This window comes from Candidatus Pelagibacter sp. HIMB1709 (assembly GCF_052047635.1).
Taxonomy (GTDB): domain Bacteria; phylum Pseudomonadota; class Alphaproteobacteria; order Pelagibacterales; family Pelagibacteraceae; genus Pelagibacter.
Genome location: NZ_JBNAJW010000001.1, coordinates 377944 through 397628, shown reverse-complemented (window position 1 = coordinate 397628; position 19685 = coordinate 377944). Strand labels below are relative to the sequence as shown.

At 31.6% G+C, this 19685-nt stretch carries 17 protein-coding genes; 4 read left to right on the top strand and 13 right to left on the bottom strand.

Annotation, left to right across the window (positions count from 1 at the left end; genetic code table 11):
- Window positions 1-82: 82 nt before the first annotated feature.
- From ACTTAR_RS02245 to ACTTAR_RS02235, 3 genes are read right to left on the bottom strand one after another with little or no spacing between them, the layout of a single operon-like run.
- On the bottom strand, window positions 83-1210 hold the full coding sequence (locus ACTTAR_RS02245; protein WP_440680480.1) for a cobalamin-independent methionine synthase II family protein: 1128 nt from the start codon (window positions 1208-1210) through the stop codon (window positions 83-85).
- Window positions 1211-1213: 3 nt separating this feature from the next.
- The gene (locus tag ACTTAR_RS02240) at window positions 1214-2206 is read right to left on the bottom strand and encodes an ester cyclase (RefSeq protein ID WP_440697597.1); all 993 of its coding nucleotides are present in this window, start codon (window positions 2204-2206) and stop codon (window positions 1214-1216) included.
- A complete protein-coding gene (locus ACTTAR_RS02235) occupies window positions 2176-3120 on the bottom strand; it encodes a cupin domain-containing protein (RefSeq protein ID WP_440680478.1) in 945 nt (314 codons plus the stop codon). Before ACTTAR_RS02235 ends, ACTTAR_RS02240 begins: the two co-directional genes overlap by 31 nt.
- Window positions 3121-3169: 49 nt before the next feature.
- Here ACTTAR_RS02235 and ACTTAR_RS02230 point away from each other — a divergent pair, with 49 nt between their 5' ends.
- Window positions 3170-4255, top strand: coding sequence for an ester cyclase (locus ACTTAR_RS02230; protein ID WP_440697596.1), 1086 nt, complete (start codon window positions 3170-3172; stop codon window positions 4253-4255).
- Here the strand turns inward: ACTTAR_RS02230 and ACTTAR_RS02225 are convergent.
- The 6 genes from ACTTAR_RS02225 to ACTTAR_RS02200 all read right to left on the bottom strand — a co-directional run bounded on the left by ACTTAR_RS02225 (window position 4252) and on the right by ACTTAR_RS02200 (window position 11200).
- Window positions 4252-4617, bottom strand: coding sequence for a rhodanese-like domain-containing protein (locus ACTTAR_RS02225; protein WP_075505893.1), 366 nt, complete (start codon window positions 4615-4617; stop codon window positions 4252-4254). The genes ACTTAR_RS02230 and ACTTAR_RS02225 overlap by 4 nt on opposite strands.
- 23 nt (window positions 4618-4640) lie before the next feature.
- On the bottom strand, window positions 4641-5921 hold the full coding sequence (hisD, locus tag ACTTAR_RS02220; protein ID WP_440680476.1) for a histidinol dehydrogenase: 1281 nt from the start codon (window positions 5919-5921) through the stop codon (window positions 4641-4643).
- A gap of 61 nt (window positions 5922-5982) precedes the next feature.
- Entirely contained in the window at window positions 5983-6894 is a 912-nt protein-coding gene (locus ACTTAR_RS02215; protein ID WP_440697594.1) for a bifunctional enoyl-CoA hydratase/phosphate acetyltransferase, read from the bottom strand.
- Window positions 6895-6898: 4 nt separating this feature from the next.
- Complete coding sequence (locus tag ACTTAR_RS02210) at window positions 6899-7954, bottom strand: ABC transporter ATP-binding protein (RefSeq protein WP_440697593.1); 1056 nt, start codon at window positions 7952-7954, stop codon at window positions 6899-6901.
- Window positions 7955-7957: 3 nt separating this feature from the next.
- Complete coding sequence (locus tag ACTTAR_RS02205) at window positions 7958-10150, bottom strand: ABC transporter permease (RefSeq protein ID WP_440697592.1); 2193 nt, start codon at window positions 10148-10150, stop codon at window positions 7958-7960.
- A gap of 12 nt (window positions 10151-10162) precedes the next feature.
- Window positions 10163-11200 (bottom strand): ABC transporter substrate-binding protein, encoded by a 1038-nt coding sequence (locus tag ACTTAR_RS02200; protein WP_440676440.1) that lies wholly within the window; start codon window positions 11198-11200, stop codon window positions 10163-10165.
- A gap of 144 nt (window positions 11201-11344) precedes the next feature.
- Between ACTTAR_RS02200 and ACTTAR_RS02195 the strand changes: the two genes are divergently transcribed.
- Window positions 11345-12193 carry a bile acid:sodium symporter family protein gene (locus ACTTAR_RS02195; protein WP_440697591.1) on the top strand — a complete coding sequence of 283 codons (849 nt, stop codon included), beginning with the start codon at window positions 11345-11347 and terminating at the stop codon, window positions 12191-12193.
- A 3-nt stretch (window positions 12194-12196) separates the two neighbouring features.
- Here the strand turns inward: ACTTAR_RS02195 and ACTTAR_RS02190 are convergent, their stop codons facing one another.
- From ACTTAR_RS02190 to ACTTAR_RS02175, 4 genes are all read right to left on the bottom strand, one after another.
- Window positions 12197-13201: an Ldh family oxidoreductase gene (locus ACTTAR_RS02190; protein ID WP_440697590.1), complete on the bottom strand. Its 1005-nt coding sequence runs from the start codon at window positions 13199-13201 to the stop codon at window positions 12197-12199.
- On the bottom strand, window positions 13202-15127 hold the full coding sequence (locus ACTTAR_RS02185) for an ABC transporter permease subunit (RefSeq protein WP_440697589.1): 1926 nt from the start codon (window positions 15125-15127) through the stop codon (window positions 13202-13204).
- Window positions 15127-15924, bottom strand: a complete 798-nt coding sequence (locus ACTTAR_RS02180; protein ID WP_262590519.1) for an ABC transporter ATP-binding protein — start codon at window positions 15922-15924, stop codon at window positions 15127-15129. The genes ACTTAR_RS02185 and ACTTAR_RS02180 overlap by 1 nt, the downstream gene beginning before the upstream one ends.
- A gap of 87 nt (window positions 15925-16011) precedes the next feature.
- Complete coding sequence (locus ACTTAR_RS02175) at window positions 16012-16953, bottom strand: ABC transporter substrate-binding protein (RefSeq protein WP_440614218.1); 942 nt, start codon at window positions 16951-16953, stop codon at window positions 16012-16014.
- A gap of 203 nt (window positions 16954-17156) precedes the next feature.
- Here ACTTAR_RS02175 and ACTTAR_RS02170 point away from each other — a divergent pair, with 203 nt between their 5' ends.
- Window positions 17157-18503 carry an aspartate aminotransferase family protein gene (locus ACTTAR_RS02170; protein WP_075505902.1) on the top strand — a complete coding sequence of 449 codons (1347 nt, stop codon included), beginning with the start codon at window positions 17157-17159 and terminating at the stop codon, window positions 18501-18503.
- Window positions 18504-18533: 30 nt separating this feature from the next.
- Window positions 18534-19652 (top strand): alanine dehydrogenase, encoded by a 1119-nt coding sequence (ald, locus tag ACTTAR_RS02165; RefSeq protein WP_440697588.1) that lies wholly within the window; start codon window positions 18534-18536, stop codon window positions 19650-19652.
- Window positions 19653-19685: the final 33 nt, after the last annotated feature.

The window sequence follows — 19685 nt, the reverse complement described above, 5'->3', positions numbered from 1 at the left end:
TTTTCTCTCTTTATATTTATTGTTAAATTATAATTTAAGTTCAAAAACTATATCTATTACGAAGTTTAAATTAAAGAGGAAATTAAATCACTTTTGACGCAAGTTCTGCGCCATGCACCAAAGACTCTAGCTTCTTATAAACAATATTTTCATCAACATTTCCAAAGCCAGCAAAGGTGCTAAAACCACAATCTGTTCCTGCTACCAGCTGATCTTTCTCAACGACTTTTGAATAAGTTAAAATTCTATTTTTTACAACCTCGGGATGTTCGACAAAGTTTGTGGTTGAGTCGATAACTCCAGGAGCAATTATTTTATCTTTTGGAATTTTTAAATTTTCAAAAATTTGCCACTCATGAGAATGTCTTGGATTTGACGACTCAATTAAGTAGGTTTGTATATTAGCCTTTAAAGCTATTGGCATAATTTTTTCTAGTGCAATGTCATGTAAATGAGGTCCCTCATAATTACCCCAGCAAATGTGCATTCTTATTTTAGAGCTATCAATATTACTAATGGCGTTGTTTAAACACTCTATTTGTTTTTCTGCTCTGATTAAAAATTCTTTTTCAGACAAATCCTTAAAAGTCATGTGTCTTGCAAGTGCTAAATCTGGACAATCTAACTGAAGTTTTAATCCATTTGATGTAATTTCTTCATATTCATCTTTCATCAGGTTAGATAAATTTTCTAAATATTCATCATCATTTTTATAAAATTTGTTGGGCAAGAAAGCTGAAATAACTCCTGGAGAAGCAGCATTCATGAACGCATCTTTATGATTATTTTTTTTTAAAGCTTGTTTAAAATTATTTATATCTTTTGTTAGGGAAGTTTTATCTTTAATTTTTAATTCACTTGTACAACAAGGTCTTGTGTAAGTAGGAGTACCGCCTGTTCTTGCAATTCTTTCTTTAAAAGATGGAAAGTCATCTAAATCTTTTGGTGCTTTTCTTTCACTCTCTCCTGAAAAGCCATCAATTCTATCTTTAACATAAGTTGCATAGCTAATCTTAGACATTTCACCATCACTAATATAGTCAATCCCAACATCTAATTGTTTTTTAACAATTTCATTTACATCTCTTTGAACAATTTCATCAAATTGATTTAAATCTATTTTTTCTTTTTGATCTTTCTTAAATAAAAGATCGGATAATTCATTAGATCTTGGTAAACTTCCTACATGTGTTGTTTTAATTTTACTCATAATTTATTTCATTAAAATTTGTTTCCAAATTGCAACCTCATCAAACAAAACCCATTCTCTTATAACATTTCCATCAATTATTTCTGCATGGTTTATACCCATTATAAAAATATTTTGATTTGATTTTTCTCCAAATTCTTCAGTGTCTTTAGAATGTTTACCTTCTAGAAACCATCTTATTGATGCTTTAGGATTTTTATCTTTTTCTTCCAAATAACCAATGTGCTCAACAGAAAACTTCATATCACTCAAAGTATTTTTTAAAGAATTCCAAAATTTGATTATATCCTCTCTCCCATGTCCAATTTTGTTTCCAGGCCAAAATATAGTTGCAGCTCTTGCATAATCAGAAAAATCATAATCATCTTTAAAGATATTTTTTAATGTTTTGGAGTATTTACCTCCAGCAGAATTATCAGGTACAATGCCTTGTTTGTAATCTGAATTCATCTCAGAGTTTGAATTAAACAATTGTTTTGCTTTATCAACACCACCTTCTTTATCTATAAGCATTTGAGCAAAATCTTTAGGTGTAAATCCTATTTGTCTTACCATTGCACCTTGATCACGAACAATCCATTCATCATAGACTTGATTGTTTTTGCATGCACAATCAGCAATTACTCTGTAATAAATATCTTTACCAGTTGGTTTGCCATACGAACCATCACCAAGATGTGTTCCTTTGCTTAAAATTCTATGAGATGAATGATAACCAATATCATCATTCCCATTCCAAATCACATCTTCACCAAGCAATTGTCTGTTAGGAAATTCTTTTAATGTTGCATAAGTAGCATCAATTACAGGTTTGTTTCCATAGGTGACACCAAAGGGTGATCTAACTGGGATATTATCACTATAAAAATGAGCAATAGACTCAACATCTTTATTTTCCCAAATTTGTTTAGTTATTTTTAGTATGTAATCAGGAAAGTTTTTATATTTAGGATCAAAACCTTTCATTAGATTTGAGTTACACAATTTAAGTAACATTCCTCTTTTTCATCTATTTTAATATTAACGTTCGAATTAATTGGAATAGAAATTGTGTCTTTAGCATTTAAAACACACTGAAAATCATCAATCATTATTTCCCATTTTCCAGTTCTTGAGAACATTATTGTAGGTTTTTCAAATTTTAAATTGGTTATATGACCCTTACTAGATTTTAAGATCGAAAGATTAAATCCTGTATCTTGATTTATAACTGGTGAGAATTCTTTTTTTTCAAATTTGTTTCCAAGAATTTGAATTAAATTAATATTCTCATTTAATTTATTTTCATATTTTGAATTTTCATTACTTTTACAAATAAACTTTTCTAGTTGATCCAATTTATAGTTATCAAATTTTTTTATTTCCTCTTGAGAAATAGGCTCGAGAATTGTTTTTCCGTCTGGAATTTGATTAATAGATAAATCAATTAATGAATTATCATTTAATAGTGCCATACCAGTTTTTTTTGCTTTTTCTAAAACACTTGGAACCCAAGTTATAATTCCAGGATCATCTCCACCTAAAACAACAAAAATTAATCCTTCTTCATCACCAGCGTTTTCAAATGCTCTAAACATATTTGTTGGCATTGAAATTATGTCACCAGCATTCAAAATTGTTTCATCTTTTCCTTCTGCTCCCCAATAAAATCTCCATCTACCAGAATAAATAACAAATACTTCTGCAGTTGTATGACTATGTAGGCCCGAACCATTTTGGGGAAGTGCTGACACAGCGCCTAAATTAAAACTATGAGGCATAGCAATTTTTATAAATTGTTTGCTATCTTCAGCTACACCAGGTCCAACTATAGAATAATTTTTTCTTTCTTTATGCCCTTCAAGTTTTCCTTCCACAAAGGGTAGGGTGCTTGGAACCAGCTCATTAAACTTTGCTAACCTATTTTCCATATGTTTTTTTAATTGAATTATGATATTAACCCTACTTAAATTATTATAAATGCCAATACAACAATTTGATACAGGTTTAAAAGAACAGCAAGGTGTAAAAAAATTAGAAATTACACCTGAAGAAAATTTCAATAATAAAACAAAAGTAAGAGGCTACTTAAAAACAATTATAGAAGGTGGAATATCTAAATTAGATCAAAATATAGAAAATTATTTTGATAAAGATGTAAAAGTTAATTGTTTTCACCCTGTTAATGAATTTGAAAGTGCAAATAATTTTAAAGAAAAATTTTGGCTACCTCTATTTGAAGCTTTTCCTGACATTGAGAGGAGAGAACAAGTAGTCATTGGAGGTACATTTAGAGATAAAGTTCAAGTTGGATCAGTATCTATGCTTTCAGGCACATTCAAAAAACCTATTTTTGGGATAAAGCCAATTAATAAAATGGTAAATCTTAAATGCTGCGAAGTCCATGAATTGAAAAATGATAAAATTGTAGAGAGTTATATCTTAATTGATTTATTAGATTTGATATTTCAAACAGGAAAAAACCCAATCAAACCTTCAAGAGGATCAGAGGGAAATTGGTTAAATCCAATTAATACCGATGGTGTAAATTATTTTGAAAAAGATATGAAAGTTTCTGAAGCAAGTTTAGACCAATCTTTAACGATGCAAAGAAGCTTGAATATAAAGCCAGAGTTGGAAACCAATTCAGATGAAGAATTAAAAGAAAAATTAATTAATCATCCACAAAGTGAATTTTGGCATGATAAAATGATATGGTATGGGCCAAGTGGAATAGGTACTGGAAGAAACCTAGAAGGATTTGTTGATAATCATCAGTTACCATTTAGAAAAACTTTTAAAGAAAGAAATTATTGGAAACTGGGACACTACTGTGAACTTGGTGATGGAAACTTTTCAATGACTGCTGGCTGGCATAGTATACAAGCAGTTTATGGGTCAGATGATTGGTTAGGATACAAATCTGATAATCAAAAGGTAACTATGAGAGTTATGGATTTTTATCATCACCACGAAGGTAAAATTAGAGAAAACTGGGTACCTATAGACTTAATACATATACTTAAGCAAATAGGTATTGATGTTTTAGATTTAATTAAGGACTAATCTTTTAACTTATCCCACTCAGACATACCGCCTGTAATATTTTTAACGTTCTTAATTCCCATTTCTTTCATTGTTTTTGTAGCAAGGGTTCCTTGTCCACCTAGTCCACAAAAAACAACATATTCTTTGTCAGGATTATTTTTAAAAGTATCGTTTTCAATAGGACTTCCTTCAGCTAAATAAAATTCTAGCAAACCTCTATCTAAATGCATTGCATTTCCAATAGTACCTTTAGAAAAACTTTCTTTATCTCTAACATCAATAAATTGAACGTTAGGATCGTTTAATTTCTTTTTAGCTTCTTCAGCAGTAATGTTTTCAATTTCATTGCTGACGCTCATTACTTCTTCAAATTTTTTCATTTTAAATCTTATTAATAAATTGTTTAATAACCGTATTTTTTCAATCTAACATCACCAGTTCTAGCATGAGCTTCCATTCCTTCATATCTTGAAAGTCTAGCAGCAGCCGCTCCAACAAGTTCAGTAGATTCTTTAGTCATTCTTTGGAAACTTAAAGTTTTGATAAATTTACCAACAAACAAACCACCCGTATATCTTCCAGCACCTTTAGTTGGAAGAATATGATTTGTTCCTGAACATTTATCACCATAAGCAACAGTTGTTTCTTCACCAATAAATAAAGAGCCATAATTTTTTAATCTTTTGTGGAACCACTCTAAGTTTTTAGTTTGAACTTCCAAGTGTTCAGGAGCATACTCATCACTAATTGTAGCCATTTCCTCGTCTGTATCACAAAGAACAACTTCTCCGTAATCTCTCCAAGCAGCTTCAGCATTAGTTCTTGGTAACTCAGGAAGATCAGCAATAAGTTCAGGCACTCTTTTAATTACCTTTTCTGCTAATTCTTTACTTGTTGTATAAAGCCAAGCTGGTGAATTGTATCCATGTTCTGCTTGACCAACTAAATCTACTGCAACAATTTCTGGATCTGCGTTTTCATCAGCAATAATTCCAATTTCTGTTGGACCTGCAAATAAATCAATACCTACTTTACCAAATAAAATTCTTTTAGCTTCAGCAACAAATTGGTTACCTGGACCTACCAATATATCAGCAGGTGCATTTCCAAATAAACCATTTGTCATTGCAGCAATTGCTTGAACACCACCAAGGTTCATAATTACATCTGCACCACAAAGATCAGCTGTGTAAACAATAGTTGGATGAACCCCAACACCAGGTTTTGGAGAACTGCATACTAAAATATTTTTAACTCCAGCAACTTTAGCAGTTGTTACACTCATTACTGCAGATGCAATGTGAGCATATCTTCCAGCAGGTACATAGCATCCGGCTGTATTAACAGGAATTAACCTTTGACCTGCATACAAACCTTCAGATAATTCAACTTCAAAATCTTGACCATAATTTTTTAATTGAGCTTCAGCAAATTTTCTCACTCTTTCATGAGCAAACTGGACATCATCTTTTGTTTTTTGATCTAAATTCTTTTTAATATCTTCTATTTTTTCTTTAGAGATAACTACTTCACCCTCATACTTATCAAATTTTTTAGAAAGTTCTTTACAACCTTCTTCTTTACTTGTCTCAATATCTTTAAGAATATTTTCAACTATTTCTCTTGTTTTTGTATCATCAGTTGATGATGTTTTTGGTGATTTTTTTAAGTATGTAATTGCCATTTCTCTCCTTTTAAAATTTTAAGTTTTTTAAGTTAATTTTTTATAAAATTCAATTAATCATTTAGTCCAAAGCCACTACTGCCGCAGCTATAGATGCTAATCTTGCTTGCGCTTCATCAGATCTACTTGTTATTACAACTGGAACTTTTCCTCCTACTACAACTCCTGCAGCACATGCACCCATAAAATAAATCATCATTTTAACAAGAGCATTTCCAGTTTCAACGCTTGGAACCAATAATACATCTGCTTCTCCAGCAACTAAATTTTTAATACCTTTAATACCAGCAGATTTTTTTGAAATACTATTATCAAATGCCAAAGGTCCAAATACATCTGCGTTTAAATTTTCTTCTTTTGCAAGTTTTGATATTTCAGCTGCTTCAATTGAACTTGGTACGCTTTCTAAAACTTCTTCTGTTGCAGACAATACAGAAACTTTTGGTCTTTCAATTCCTATTCGATTTGAAAAATTTATTACATTTTTTAAAATATGCATTTTGGTTTTAACATTTGGTAAAACATTTAAAGCACCATCAGTTATTATTAATGACTTATCATCTTTTCCAATAGTCATATGCCAGATATGACTTAATCTAGTTTTGCCTAATAAATTGTATTCTCGTTTTAATACTTCTTTCATAAGTACATCGGTATGAATATGTCCTTTAACAATTATTTTAACTTTACCCTCACTTGCAAGTTTAGCTGCAATTTTTGCTGTATTGTTTTCAACTGGCTCATGAATAAGTTCGTATTTTGATATATCCCAACCAAGATCTTCAGCACATTTTTGTATTTCAACTTCATGACCAATAAAAACTGGTTCAATTAAATTTTCATTTACAGCATCTTGAACAGATAACATGGGTAAGGGTTTACCAGCATTTACAACTGCAGCTCTTACTCCTTTTTTACTATGAGCTATATCTAATAGTTTATTTGGACAGATAATTTCTTTATTTGAAAGCATAATATTAGTCGTTAAGAATTTTTACTTCTTGCTCATTTATACTCAAGAAAACTTCTTCACCAACTTTAAAAATGTCATTTGTATCACCAGATACAACATACAATTTACCAACTTTAGAATTTAAAATATATTGATAACTACTGCCCACAAAAGATGCATTATTTACAGTCGCATGAATATAGTTATCACCTTTATTTCTATCAATTGATATTTTTTCTGGTCTTAATGCAACAGAAATATCTCCATTTAACTCGTTGTTACTTTGAATTTTGATATTCATTTCAGCTATTTTGATATCAAATGAATTTGAATTTTTATTTATTACCTCAGCTTTCACAACATTTGCATCACCAATAAAGTTTGCAACAAATTTGTTTCTAGGAAAATTATAAAGATCTTTTGGACTACCTTCTTGAGCAATTACTGCATTGTTCATTACAATTACTTTGTCTGAAATAGCCAAAGCTTCTTCTTGATCATGTGTTACGTAAATAGTTGTTACCCCCAACTTTTGTTGGATTTCCCTAATATCTTCTCTCACCTGTCTTCTTAATTTTGCATCCAAGTTTGAAAGAGGCTCATCAAATAGAAGTACTTTTGGCTCCAACACAATCGCTCTTGCAACAGCAACTCTTTGTTGTTGTCCCCCAGATAATTCTGAAGGCATTCTATTTTCATATCCCTCAAGATTTACTAGTTTTAATGTTTCTAATGATTTTTGAACGTATTCCTCTTTATTTACATTGATCATTTTTAAGCCATAAGAAACATTTTCCAATACACTCATGTGTGGAAATAAAGCGTAAGATTGAAATACCATAGATACATCTCTATCTGTTGCAGGTAGTAATGTTACGTCCTCATCATCAACTAAAATTTTTCCACTTGTAGCTCTTTCAAGACCTGCAATAATCCTCAGTGAAGTTGTTTTTCCACATCCAGAAGGACCAAGTAAGGTTGTTAAAGTTCCAGCTTCAAATTTACAACTAACATTATCAACAGCTATAGTTTCGTTAAATTTCTTTGTAATATTTTCAAACTTTACTTCAGCTTTTTTCATTATCTAAATTCCCTGTAAAATTGATGAGTTTTGATCTCTTCTTCCTAGTTTACGTTTTCCTATTATTAATTGCATTAACATAATTGTAAACAACATTACTACAATTAAAGCAGATGAATATACTATCGCTAAACCATAGTCATTATTTTCTAATCTTCCTAAAATATAAGATACTGCTAGGTCGTAATTTGCACTGACCAAGAATATAACAGCACTAATTGCTGTCATTGCTCTTACAAAACTAAATACTAATGAAGCAGTAATTGCTGGTTTAAGCAATGGAAGAATTATATTTCTAAAAGTTTGAGCACTTGATGCATTTAAAGTTGAAGAAGCTTCATCTAAATGAGGATCGAGTTGATTCATGGCAGCTATTCCGGCTCTGACCCCAACTGGCATATTTCTAAATACAAATGCAATTACTAAAATTATTCCTGTACCTGTTAGCTCTAAAGGTGGAACGTTAAAAGCAAAAACATAACTAACACCAATAACACTACCAGGTATTGCAAAACTTAACATGGTACCAAATTCGAAAGCATTTTTACCTTTAAATCTATGTCTTGTTAAAAGATACGCAGTTAAAATTCCTATTGCAGCAGTTGGTAAAGATGAAATCAAAGCAATTGTAAATGTTGTATTAAATGAGTTCCATGCAGTTCCTGTCCACAAGAAGCCTCTGTCTTCTACCCATTCAACACTAAAGGCTTCAATGTAATGTTTTAAAGTAAAGCTATGGTCAATGCCCCACATCTCTACAAATCCACCAAACATAATCATGACGTAGATAATAAAAGTTAGTAAAGCCCATGGAAGCACTGTTGAATAAATTACCCATTTTGTTTTATTTGGTAGTTCAGGGTGAACACCGCTATCCCCTTTACCTGAAATTGAAATATAAGATTTTTTTCCTAACCACTGATTTTGAAGATAAAAAACAACCAAGACAACAGATAGTAAAATCATTGCAAGTATTGCCGCTTTAGTTTCATCATATTGTGCACCTACAATTGCAAAAAATATTTCAGTAGACAAAACATCATATTCAGCTCCAAGCACTAAAGGGTTTCCAAAGTCAGCTAAACTTTCAATAAACCCAAGTAAAAATGCGTTTGCAATTCCTGGTCTCATTAAAGGTAAAGTAACAGTTTTAAAGACTTGCCACTTAGAAGCTCTCAATGTCTGTGAAGCTTCTTCCATTGATGGACTGACACTTTCAACAACGCCAATTAAAACTAAGAATGCAATTGGTGTGAAAGCAAGTGTTTGTGCAAACCAAATCCCTGGTAAGCCATAAATCCATCTTGAAGGTTCGATATCAAATCCCCATTCAAGAAATGAACTAACAACACCAGTTCTTCCAAATAAAATTATGATAGCTAAACCAATTACAAATGGAGGAGTAATAATTGGTAAAACAGATAATATTCTTACTGTTTTTTTAAATTTAAAACTGGTTCTTGCTATTAAAAGAGCAAAACCTAAACCTAAAATTGTTGACGAAAAAGCAGTAAGTGTACCCATGGTAATAGTATTCCAAAAAACACCACAAGCATAATCACTGTATAAACAATCTAATCCCCATATCCCTTTGTTAAAAATCTTTTCTGAAAAATTACTTATTTCGTAACCACCTTCTGTACCTTTAAAGGCAACACCAAACATTCTAAAAATTGGAAAAAATACAAATGTTGATACTAAAATAATTATACTTCCAATACTTCCTACAATAAAATTATCTCCATTTAACCAGCCACGAGATGCAAGACCATGAGTAATATAAAATATAAAAGCACAACATGTTAGTACTGCACCTGAACCCATTCCATATTGATTTTCTACATCTCCAAAAATTGATTGGAATATTTCATAATTCCACCCTCTGATCCCAACAGCAAAACCTTGTAAGAAAAAATAAAAGAAACCAAATAAACCTGAGTATAAAAATATTTTTGAATACAGAGGATTGGTTTGATTTAATTTAATTGTAGTTAAGGGTAAAAATAATGGAAAGATTAATGGGAATAACCAATATTTTTTATTTATAAAAACTTGAGGTAGGGCAGATCCGTAATCTTCTAAAGAATACTCTAAAATCCAATTGATTGAGAAAAACCCGTCACCTGTTACATACCATGGAAAGAGAAAGAAACCTGTTCCACCAATTAGTATCCAGCAAATGACGAGCCCTCTCATTAATTCCTAAAATTATCTAGGAATTACAGATACGTCTTTATCCCACTTAGATAACAGACTCGCTCTTGTTGCTTTATCTCCATAAACTTTAAAATTGTAATCAATCAAGTTTATAGTTGATAAATCTGGAGCATCAGGATCAGCTTTTGCTTTAGTATTAGATGGTACTTGCAAAGATTTTCCTGAAGTGAACACCATAGTTTGTATTGCAGGACTTAATGCCCAGTCATAAAACTTTTTAGCTTCCTTCATATTTCTTGCACCAGCAATAATACTCATTGATCCAACTTCATAACCAGTTCCTTCTTCAGGAGAAACAGTTACTACAGGTAAACCTTTCTTAGTTTGTTTCACACCATCGTGTTGGAAACAAATACCAATTAAGTTTTCACCTCTTCCAGTAGCTTTAATTGGAGCAGAACCAGATTTAGTATAAGTGTTTATATTTGCATGAAGTTTCTTCATGTAATCCCAACCTTTATCTTCTCCAAAAATTTGAAGAATTGTAGCTAAAGTTGTGTAAGCAGTTCCAGATGAATTTGGATTAGCTACTTGGATTTCACCTTTGTAAATAGGTTTTGTTAAGTCCATCCATGATTTAGGAGCTGGAAGACCTTTTTTTGCTAAAAGATCTTTGTTGTATCCAAAACCTAATGCACCAACATAAATCCCTACAGATTTATAGTCAGCATTTTTTGCTTGGTTTTGTGCTGCTGGCAATAAATCATCAAAGTGTTTTGATTTATATTTTTCAGTTAAATTTTCCTGAGCAGCTGTTAAGTGTGGATCACCTGTTCCACCAAACCAAACATCACCTTTTGGATTAGAAGCTTCTGCTTTAATTTTTGCAAAAGTTTCTCCACTACTTGCTCTTGTCATAGCAACTTTTGTGCCTGTTTCTTTTTCATAAGCTTGTTCAAGCATTTCACAAACATCAATTTCAACGCTGCAATATAAAGTTAATTTTGCAGCAGAAGCTTTATTTGTTAAGCCAAACATTGTTAATGAAAAAAGAAGGACGATAGAAGCTATCTTAATTAGATTTTTCATAATTTCCTCTTTAAGTTAGTTTTTGAAACTAAATAATAATTAGAAATAAAAGTCACTAGTTTTATTGAGCAATTCACCCTCAGGTTTAATTTTTATTTTAGTTATTAAATTTGTTAACATGATATAATTTTAATAATTGTAGATATGGAAATAGTTACAAAAATTGCTCCAATTGCTCTAGCTTTAATTATGTTAGGTCTTGGACTTGGTTTATCTATTAAAGATTTTACAAGAGTAATTAGAAATCCAAAAGATTTTTTAATTGGAATAACTTGCCAATTAATTCTTTTACCAATTGTAGCTTACATATTAGTTTTGATTTTAAGATTACCAATTGAAATAGCCTTAGGTTTAATGATTATAGCTGCAGCACCAGGAGGTGTTACATCAAATGTTCTTACAAAGTTTGCAGATGGAGATGTAGCTTTATCAATTTCCTTAACAGCTGTTGGAAGTTTAATTAGTATTATTTCAGTTCCATTTATAGTTTTTACCTCAGCTGGAATGCTAGGGGTTACTGAAATGTCTACAGATATTACTATGACTGGGATTGCATTAAAAATGGCTTTAGTTGTAACTGTTCCAGTGATTATAGGAATGGTTATAAGAGGATTTGCAGAAAATTTTATCTCTTCAAATATAAACATCGTCAATAGAACCACTAGTTTATTATTTGTTATTGTGTTTGCAGCAATATGGATTGAGGAAAGAGAAAATATTTTTAATTATTTAGCTCAAGCTGGAATAGCAGTTTTAATTTTAAATATTGTGATGATGATCTTAGCATTTTATATAGCTAAAGCTTTTGCAACTGGTGTTGCTCAGAGAAAATGTATTTCTTTAGAGTGTGGTCTTCAAAATGGAACTTTAGCAGTATTTGTTGCAACTCAAATTTTTAATGAAATTACTTACATAATACCAACGGCTGCTTATGCAATGGTGATGTATATAACAGGATTTATTTTCATTTATATTTTAAGGAAAGCTTCTTAAATTTTAGTTACTTAGAATTTCTAAATCTTTTTTAATAATATCTGGAATATTTATTTCTTTTTTAAGATTTTGTTTGTAACGATTAAATTTGTTTTGTCCTGGATACATTATTTCTTTAACACCTTTGATTTTAGGAAGTTTTTTAATTGTTTTAATATTATCTTTAATTCTTTGATTATAATTTTTTTGAAATAAGTTTGCTTTAAAAGTTATAAACAAATGTCCAATATTTTGCGGTCCTGAAAAATCATCAAAAGGGTCTTTAACTCGACCAGCATGATTTCCTCCAGTTAGTACACCACTTAAAATATCAACCATCCAAGCAAGTCCCGAACCTCTAAAACCAGCAATAGGTAATTGAACTCCTGCTAATGCTTTTTTAGCATCAGTAGTTGGTTTTCCAAATTTATCTAATGCCACACCTGCAGGAATTGTTTGATTGTTTCTTGCTGCAACTCTAATTTTGCCTCTGTTAATCATTGAGATTGATGTATCTAAAATAAAAGGAATTTTAGAACCAGTAGGGGTTCCAAAACAAATTGGATTAGTTCCAAATAAAGTTTTTAACGCACCATGAGGAGCTACTGCTGGGGGAGCATTTGTATAAATCATTGCTATTAAATTTTTCTTAACCGCTTGTTCTGCGTAATAACCTGATAAACCATAGTGACCACTATTTTTTACCGCAACCATTCCAATACCAGTTTTTTGAGCATTTTTGATTGCAGTTTTTATTCCAAGATCAGCAGCAACAAATCCAATACTATTGTTTGCATCAATATGTGAGATAGAAGATGAAATTTTTTTAATTTTTATTTTTGGTTTTGGATTAATTACTTTTTTGGAAATTCGATCACAATACATTTTGAGCCTAGATAAACCATGACCATAAGCACCAACCAGTTCTGCATTGATTAATGCATTAGCTGAAATTAAAGCATGTTCTTTACTTAAACCATACTTTTGAAAAATTTTAATTACTTGTTTTTTTAATAAAGGAGTTTTCATTTATCCTTTTCCACGCCATGGAATAGTTTTATCAATTATCTTTCTTAAAGTTACATCGAACAATAAACCAAGAAGTCCCATTATAAATATTGTTATCCAAATAACTTCGTATTGGAAGTATTTTTTAGCAACGTTTTCAACGAAACCAATACCAGTTGTTCCAGCTAAAAATTCTGCTGCAACCAATGTTCCCCAGCACATACCAACCGCAACTCTTATTCCAGTTAAAATTTCTGGAAGAGAATTTGGGAAAATTACATATCTTAATATTTGTTTTTTTGTAGCTCCTAATGAGTGAGCGGCATGAATTTTTGATAATTGAGTTCCTGATGCTCCAGCTCTTGCTGAAATAATCATAATAGATAAAGAGACCATAAATAATAAAAATATTTTTCCAGAGTTATCAATTCCAAGTACAGAAATAATTAATGGAGCCCAAGCAAGTGGGGGAACCGGTCTGTAAAGTTCAATTAATGGATCAAAGAAACCTTTTGCAAATCTATTAAGACCCATAAATAATCCTAATGGAACACCAATGATAATTCCAAACACTAATCCTAAAAATACCCTCATAAAAGAGTCCCAGATATGCCCGTATGGAACAGGAACTTTGAATAATTTAAAGTCACCAGTAACAACTTTTAAAACATTGCTTTTAAAGTTCTCTTTAACTATTCCATCTTTTGTATGAACTGGATACTCACCAGGTAAAATATCAGCTATCCAATCTGGTAAAACGAAGCCAATCATTTTACTAACATCAACCATTTCAATCCATAAAAGAGGAACATTTTTGTATCCAACACTTGGTTTAGACATCAATACAAACTTATTAAATGTATCAGATGGTTTAGGTAGCCATCTACCAGAACCTTGCTCTGAACAAGTAGGTCCACTTGCTACAATTGTACCGGCAGGAAATAAAAGTATATCGATTAATCTTAATCCAGCCTGTTCTTTATTTTGTAACTCATCAAATTCTATGATTGCTGCTTGCATTTCATTTAATGCATTAGGAGGGTAGATACTTGCAAACTCTATTCTTCTTGCAATTTTAACAATATTTTTTGCATAGTCAGATGCTATTTCTTCACTATCATCTAAACCTTTTCTGTAAGCTTTAATGTCATCTTTAAGTTGTTTAATTGAACTTTTGAAAGGTGGGTTATGGTTTTTTAATTTAAAAAATTTATCGTCAATTTTTTTTAATTCTGCTGCAGCTGCATGAAATTTTAAACCTTTGTTAGTTTGTGGTGCAGTTGGTATTTCAATTGTATTTTCAATAGAACCACTTCCAGAGTCAATTGTGGTAATTCCCCAACCACCTTGTTCATCAATAAGTTTTTGCCTTTCAGTTTTTTGAGCATCTGTCTCAAAAGGATAATCTTTCTTTTGGAAGTTTGAACTTAGAAGTTTTATTTCCTCTGTTATTTCTTGAAGTTTAATTTTGGTATCCATTTCCATTAACTCTTCACTTGTTAACAGTGGAATTAATTTAGAAGTTCTATCAATGTAGCTTACAAGAATTGTTTTTTGTTGATCATTTAGATCTGGAGATCCCTTTATTTCATTTGCAATTTTGACAAGATTTTTATTTTCGATTTTAATTATGGACGTACTTTTGAATTCTCTTTCTTCTATAGGGAATTGATATTTTAAGCCTAATAAAGACTCATTAATTTTAGCAACCTGACATAATTCATTTGCTGATTTTGGATAAAAACCTTTTGCTATATCCCATGAATAATAAAGCCAGAGCATTAAAATTGCACTACTACCAACAATTACCCAGTGCGTTCCACCTTTAGCTCTTTCTGGATTACCAAAAACGGCATCTACTTTTTCAGTTCTGATTAATCTTCTTCCATAAAGAACACACCCAATAACAGAAACGATAATAAGTATTGTTACAAATTGGGTTAACATTAATTATCTTTCCCCATTATTTCTTCTTCCATATTCCAGATCATGGATAAAATTTCTTCTCTAGTAGATGAAAATTCTTTATTTTTTTTAATTTCTCTTAAATCTTGAGTAAGACCCATTTCAGCAAATGGAAGATTGTACTCTTTATGTATTCTTCCAGGTCTTGGTGCCATTACATATAATCTTTCACCAAGTAAAAGAGCTTCTTCAACAGAGTGAGTAATTAAAATAATTGTTTTTCCAGTTTCTTTCCAAATTTTTAAAACTAAAGACTGCATCTTTTCTCTTGTTAATGCATCCAAGGCACCTAATGGCTCATCCATTAAAATTAAATCAGGATCATTGATCAAACATCTTGCAAGCGCAACTCTTTGCTGCATACCACCTGATAATTGATAAGTAGGAGTGTTACCAAATCCTTTTAACCCAACTATATCCAACCATTCTTCAACTTTTTTTGCTGTTACTTCTGGATCTTCACTTTTCATACGAAGACCAAAGTTTACGTTTTCAGCAACAGTTAACCATTCAAACAAAGCACCTTGTTGAAAGACCATTCCTCTTTCAACACCAGGTCCATCTATTTCATTATCGTTTAAAGTTATTTTTCCCGAAGTAGGTCTTAAAAATCCAGCAGTAATATTTAATAAAGTTGTTTTTCCACAACCAGATGGGCCAAGAACAGTAAGTAGTTCTCCTTTTTTTAATGTAAAACTAACATCTTTTAATGCATGAACTGTTTCTCCCTTTGGAGTTTTAAAAATCATATTTAGATTTTGAGAAACAAGATCACTCATAGCGCCCTTATATTAGAAATTTTTTAAAAAAAATAGGCACTAATTTTTTAAATTAGCGCCTATTTAAAAAGTCTTAAACCTTTAAAATTATAAAGGTAAGAAACTTGTGTCTACGTTACCAGCTGGAGTTCCCATTCCTTTTAAGAACCCATCTAGGTTTCCGCTCTCCATAGAAGCTTTAGTTTCTTCTGGAGTTAAGAATTTAAATCCACTTAAAGTTTCTTTCATGTCAGCAACAGTCATTTCAGAAGCTTTTGACATAGCATTCATGTCAGATTTACCTGATCTGTATCTGTCGTTTGCTTCGTGAGTTACTTCGATGAAAGTTCTTAGCATTCCTGGATTTTCTTTCATGAATTTATCTGTAACAGATGTGATATCTATACCTAAGATACCAGCAGCTCTTGCTTCATCTACAGTTAATAATCTTGAACCAACTGCAGTTGCTGCTTTAATAGAGTTACCACCAAATAAACATGCCATTACAACATCACCACTTACTAATGCAGCAGCACCTTCTTCAGGGTCCATTTGAATGATATCCATTTTACTTCTGTCAGCACCAACAACTTTCATACTTTCATCAAAAACGTATTCAGCCATTGTTCCTAGTGGAACAGCAACTTTTTTACCTTCTAATTCAGTAGCGTTAGCTTTTGTAATTCCAGATGCATTTGATGTTACACAAGTAGTTCCACCCATTCCGTATTCCATAGCAATATCCACTAACTTAAGTGGTGCATTTGATTTTACAGCGTTGATGAAAGGTACTAAACCTTGTGAGTAAGAAATATCAATATCTCCTGCTAACATTGCATCAGTCATAGCTCCACCGTTTGTGAAGTTTGTCCACTTAACTGGTACACCAAGAGCTTTTGCAAAATTTTTCTTCTGCATGTCCTCTAGATTTGGACTTGGCCATTCTAGAAAGTATGCAACTCTAACTTCAGTAGCTGCAGAGTTTGCAACTGAAATTGAAAGGTTAAGAGCAAAAATAGATCCTAGAATAAAACTTAGTATTTTTTTCATTTATTCCCCTATGTTAATTTAATTAAATTATCCTTATTTAAATTCAATTTCGGGTGGTTGTAAAACAAAAAGATAGGTTCAATTAAAAGTTGTATACTTATGACACATCATTTTGGGTGGTCAAAATATTTCTAGTAAACTAATTGATTTAGTCTAATAGTTGGTAATATTTATAACAGTTAATAAAGAGAGAAAAAAATTTTATGAGCTCAGAAACAAGAACTTCAGTTCCAAATTCATTAAATGAACATTGGATGCCGTTTACATCGAATAAAGATTTCAAAGCAAACCCAAGATTAATTACTGAAGCAAAAGGAGTTTATCTAAAAACTCACCATGGAAAAACACAAATTGATGCAAGCTCAGGATTATTTTGTAATCCATTAGGACATGGAAGAAGAGAAATTACAGAAGCAGTTACTAAACAATTAGAGACTTTAGATTATGCTCAGCCTTTCCAACAAGGTTTTGGTGGTTCATTTGAATTAGCTACAAAAATTTCAAAACACACTCCAGGTGATTTAAATAAAATGTTTTTTACAATTTGTGGTTCAACTGCTGTTGAGACTGCAATTAAAATTGCAATTGCTTATCATAGAGCAAAAGGAAATGCTCATAGATTTAGATTTGTAGGACGTGAAAGAGGTTATCACGGAATGAACATTGGATGTGTTTCAGTTGGTGGAATGATCAATAATGTTAAAACATTTGCAAGCATTTTAATGCCAGGTGTTCAACACATGAGACACACACATTTACCAGAACATAAATTTGTTAGTGGTCAACCTGAAACAGGAGGAGATCTTGCAGATGATTTAGAGAGAATTGCAAGTAACTTTGGACCAGAAAATATTGCAGCATGTATCGTAGAACCAATTGCTGGATCTACTGGAACTTTAGTACCACCTAAAGGATATTTACAAAGATTAAGAGAAATTTGTGACAAGCATGGAATACTTTTAATTTTTGATGAAGTAATTACAGGTTGGGGAAGAACAGGTTCTTCTTTTGCAAGTCATGAATTTGGTGTTACTCCAGATTTAATGACTATGGCTAAAGCAACAACTAATGGTGTTGTTCCAATGGGTGTAGTTGCATGTAAAGATGAAATTTATGATGCGGTAATGGATGCTTCTCCAATGGGATCTGTTGAATTATTTCATGGATATACTTATTCAGGAATTCCAGTTGCAGTAGCAGCAGGTTTAGCTGTTCAAGATATTTTTGAAAAAGAAGATATTTTTAATAGAGCAAAAAATTTAGCACCTTATTTCCAAAAAGGATTATTTTCTCTTCAAGATTTAGAGTCTGTTGAGAACATAAGAGGTTATGGAATGATGGGTGGTATTGATATGAAAATGAATACTAAACCAGGTAAAGCAGGTTATGAATGTTTTAAAGCTTGTTACGAAGCAGGTGTAAACTTTAAAGCAACTGGTGATTGTTTAATTATCGCTCCTCAATTTATATGTGAAGAAAAACATATAGATGAGATCATTGATAAACTTAGAACAGGTATCACTAATTATCAAAAAAACCAAAAGAACTAGTAAGCAAATTAAAAGACATGGAGAGTGCTTATGAAGATAGGCGTACCTAAAGAGATAAAACCTCAAGAAAACAGAATAGGTTTAACACCAGATAGTGTTAAAACTTTAGTATCTGAAGGTCATGAAGTTATTGTTGAAAACAATGGAGGGTTTGAAGCTGGATTTGAAAATGATCAATATACAAATGCAGGTGCAAAAATAGCGAGTACTGCAGCTGATATTTTTAATGATGCAGATATAATTGTTAAAGTTAAAGAGCCTCAAAAAGTTGAGGTTGATATGATTAGAGAAAATCAAATTGTTTACACATATCTTCACTTGGCAGCAGCAAAAGAATTAACTGAAGGGCTTGTTAAATCAAAGAGTGTTAATATAGCTTACGAAACAGTAACAGATGATAACGGAAGATTACCATTGTTAGCTCCAATGAGTGCTGTGGCTGGAAGAATGTCAGTTCAAGCTGGAGCTCATTGTTTAGAAAAAAATCAAAAGGGAAGAGGACTTTTATTGGGAGGTGCTCCAGGTGTTACTGGAGGAACAGTTGTAATTTTAGGTGGTGGTGTAGTAGGAGAGAATGCAGCAGTCATTGCGACAGGCATGCAAGCTAAAGTTCATATCGTTGATAAATCAGAAGTTAGATTAAAACAATTAGTGGAAATGTTTGGTGACAAAATTATTCCAGAGCAAAGTGATAAAATTGATCTTACAAAACTAGTTTCTGAAGCAGACTTATTAGTTGGAGGAGTTTTAATTCCAGGTGCAGAGGCTCCAAAATTAGTTACTAAAGATATGATTAAAAATATGAAAAGAGGTTCTGTTATTGTTGATGTAGCAATTGATCAAGGAGGATGTGTTGAGACAAGTAAACCAACTACTCATGGAGATCCTACTTATATTGTAGATGATGTTGTTCATTATTGTGTAGCAAATATGCCAGGCGGAGTTCCTAGAACATCAACTTTAGCTTTAAATAATGCAACTTTACCTTTTTTAGTTAAACTCGCAAACAAAGGTTACCAAAAAGCTTTAAGTGAGGATAAAAATTTTTTAGGAGGGTTAAACGTATATAAAGGTCATGTAACCTATAAAGCAGTAGCTGATGTTTTTGGTTATGAATTTTTAGATCCTTTTAAGGCATTAAATTCTTAAAACAAATTTTAGACAATTCTGAACTACTAATTT

Coding starts and splice junctions, on each gene's coding strand:
- ACTTAR_RS02245 (WP_440680480.1), bottom strand. CDS start 1,210: ATGAGTAAAATTAAAACAACACATGTAGGAAGTTTACCAAGATCTAAT.
- ACTTAR_RS02240 (WP_440697597.1), bottom strand. CDS start 2,206: ATGTTACTTAAATTGTGTAACTCAAATCTAATGAAAGGTTTTGATCCT.
- ACTTAR_RS02235 (WP_440680478.1), bottom strand. CDS start 3,120: ATGGAAAATAGGTTAGCAAAGTTTAATGAGCTGGTTCCAAGCACCCTA.
- ACTTAR_RS02230 (WP_440697596.1), top strand. CDS start 3,170: ATGCCAATACAACAATTTGATACAGGTTTAAAAGAACAGCAAGGTGTA.
- ACTTAR_RS02225 (WP_075505893.1), bottom strand. CDS start 4,617: ATGAAAAAATTTGAAGAAGTAATGAGCGTCAGCAATGAAATTGAAAAC.
- hisD (WP_440680476.1), bottom strand. CDS start 5,921: ATGGCAATTACATACTTAAAAAAATCACCAAAAACATCATCAACTGAT.
- ACTTAR_RS02215 (WP_440697594.1), bottom strand. CDS start 6,894: ATGCTTTCAAATAAAGAAATTATCTGTCCAAATAAACTATTAGATATA.
- ACTTAR_RS02210 (WP_440697593.1), bottom strand. CDS start 7,954: ATGAAAAAAGCTGAAGTAAAGTTTGAAAATATTACAAAGAAATTTAAC.
- ACTTAR_RS02205 (WP_440697592.1), bottom strand. CDS start 10,150: ATGAGAGGGCTCGTCATTTGCTGGATACTAATTGGTGGAACAGGTTTC.
- ACTTAR_RS02200 (WP_440676440.1), bottom strand. CDS start 11,200: ATGAAAAATCTAATTAAGATAGCTTCTATCGTCCTTCTTTTTTCATTA.
- ACTTAR_RS02195 (WP_440697591.1), top strand. CDS start 11,345: ATGGAAATAGTTACAAAAATTGCTCCAATTGCTCTAGCTTTAATTATG.
- ACTTAR_RS02190 (WP_440697590.1), bottom strand. CDS start 13,201: ATGAAAACTCCTTTATTAAAAAAACAAGTAATTAAAATTTTTCAAAAG.
- ACTTAR_RS02185 (WP_440697589.1), bottom strand. CDS start 15,127: ATGTTAACCCAATTTGTAACAATACTTATTATCGTTTCTGTTATTGGG.
- ACTTAR_RS02180 (WP_262590519.1), bottom strand. CDS start 15,924: ATGAGTGATCTTGTTTCTCAAAATCTAAATATGATTTTTAAAACTCCA.
- ACTTAR_RS02175 (WP_440614218.1), bottom strand. CDS start 16,953: ATGAAAAAAATACTAAGTTTTATTCTAGGATCTATTTTTGCTCTTAAC.
- ACTTAR_RS02170 (WP_075505902.1), top strand. CDS start 17,157: ATGAGCTCAGAAACAAGAACTTCAGTTCCAAATTCATTAAATGAACAT.
- ald (WP_440697588.1), top strand. CDS start 18,534: ATGAAGATAGGCGTACCTAAAGAGATAAAACCTCAAGAAAACAGAATA.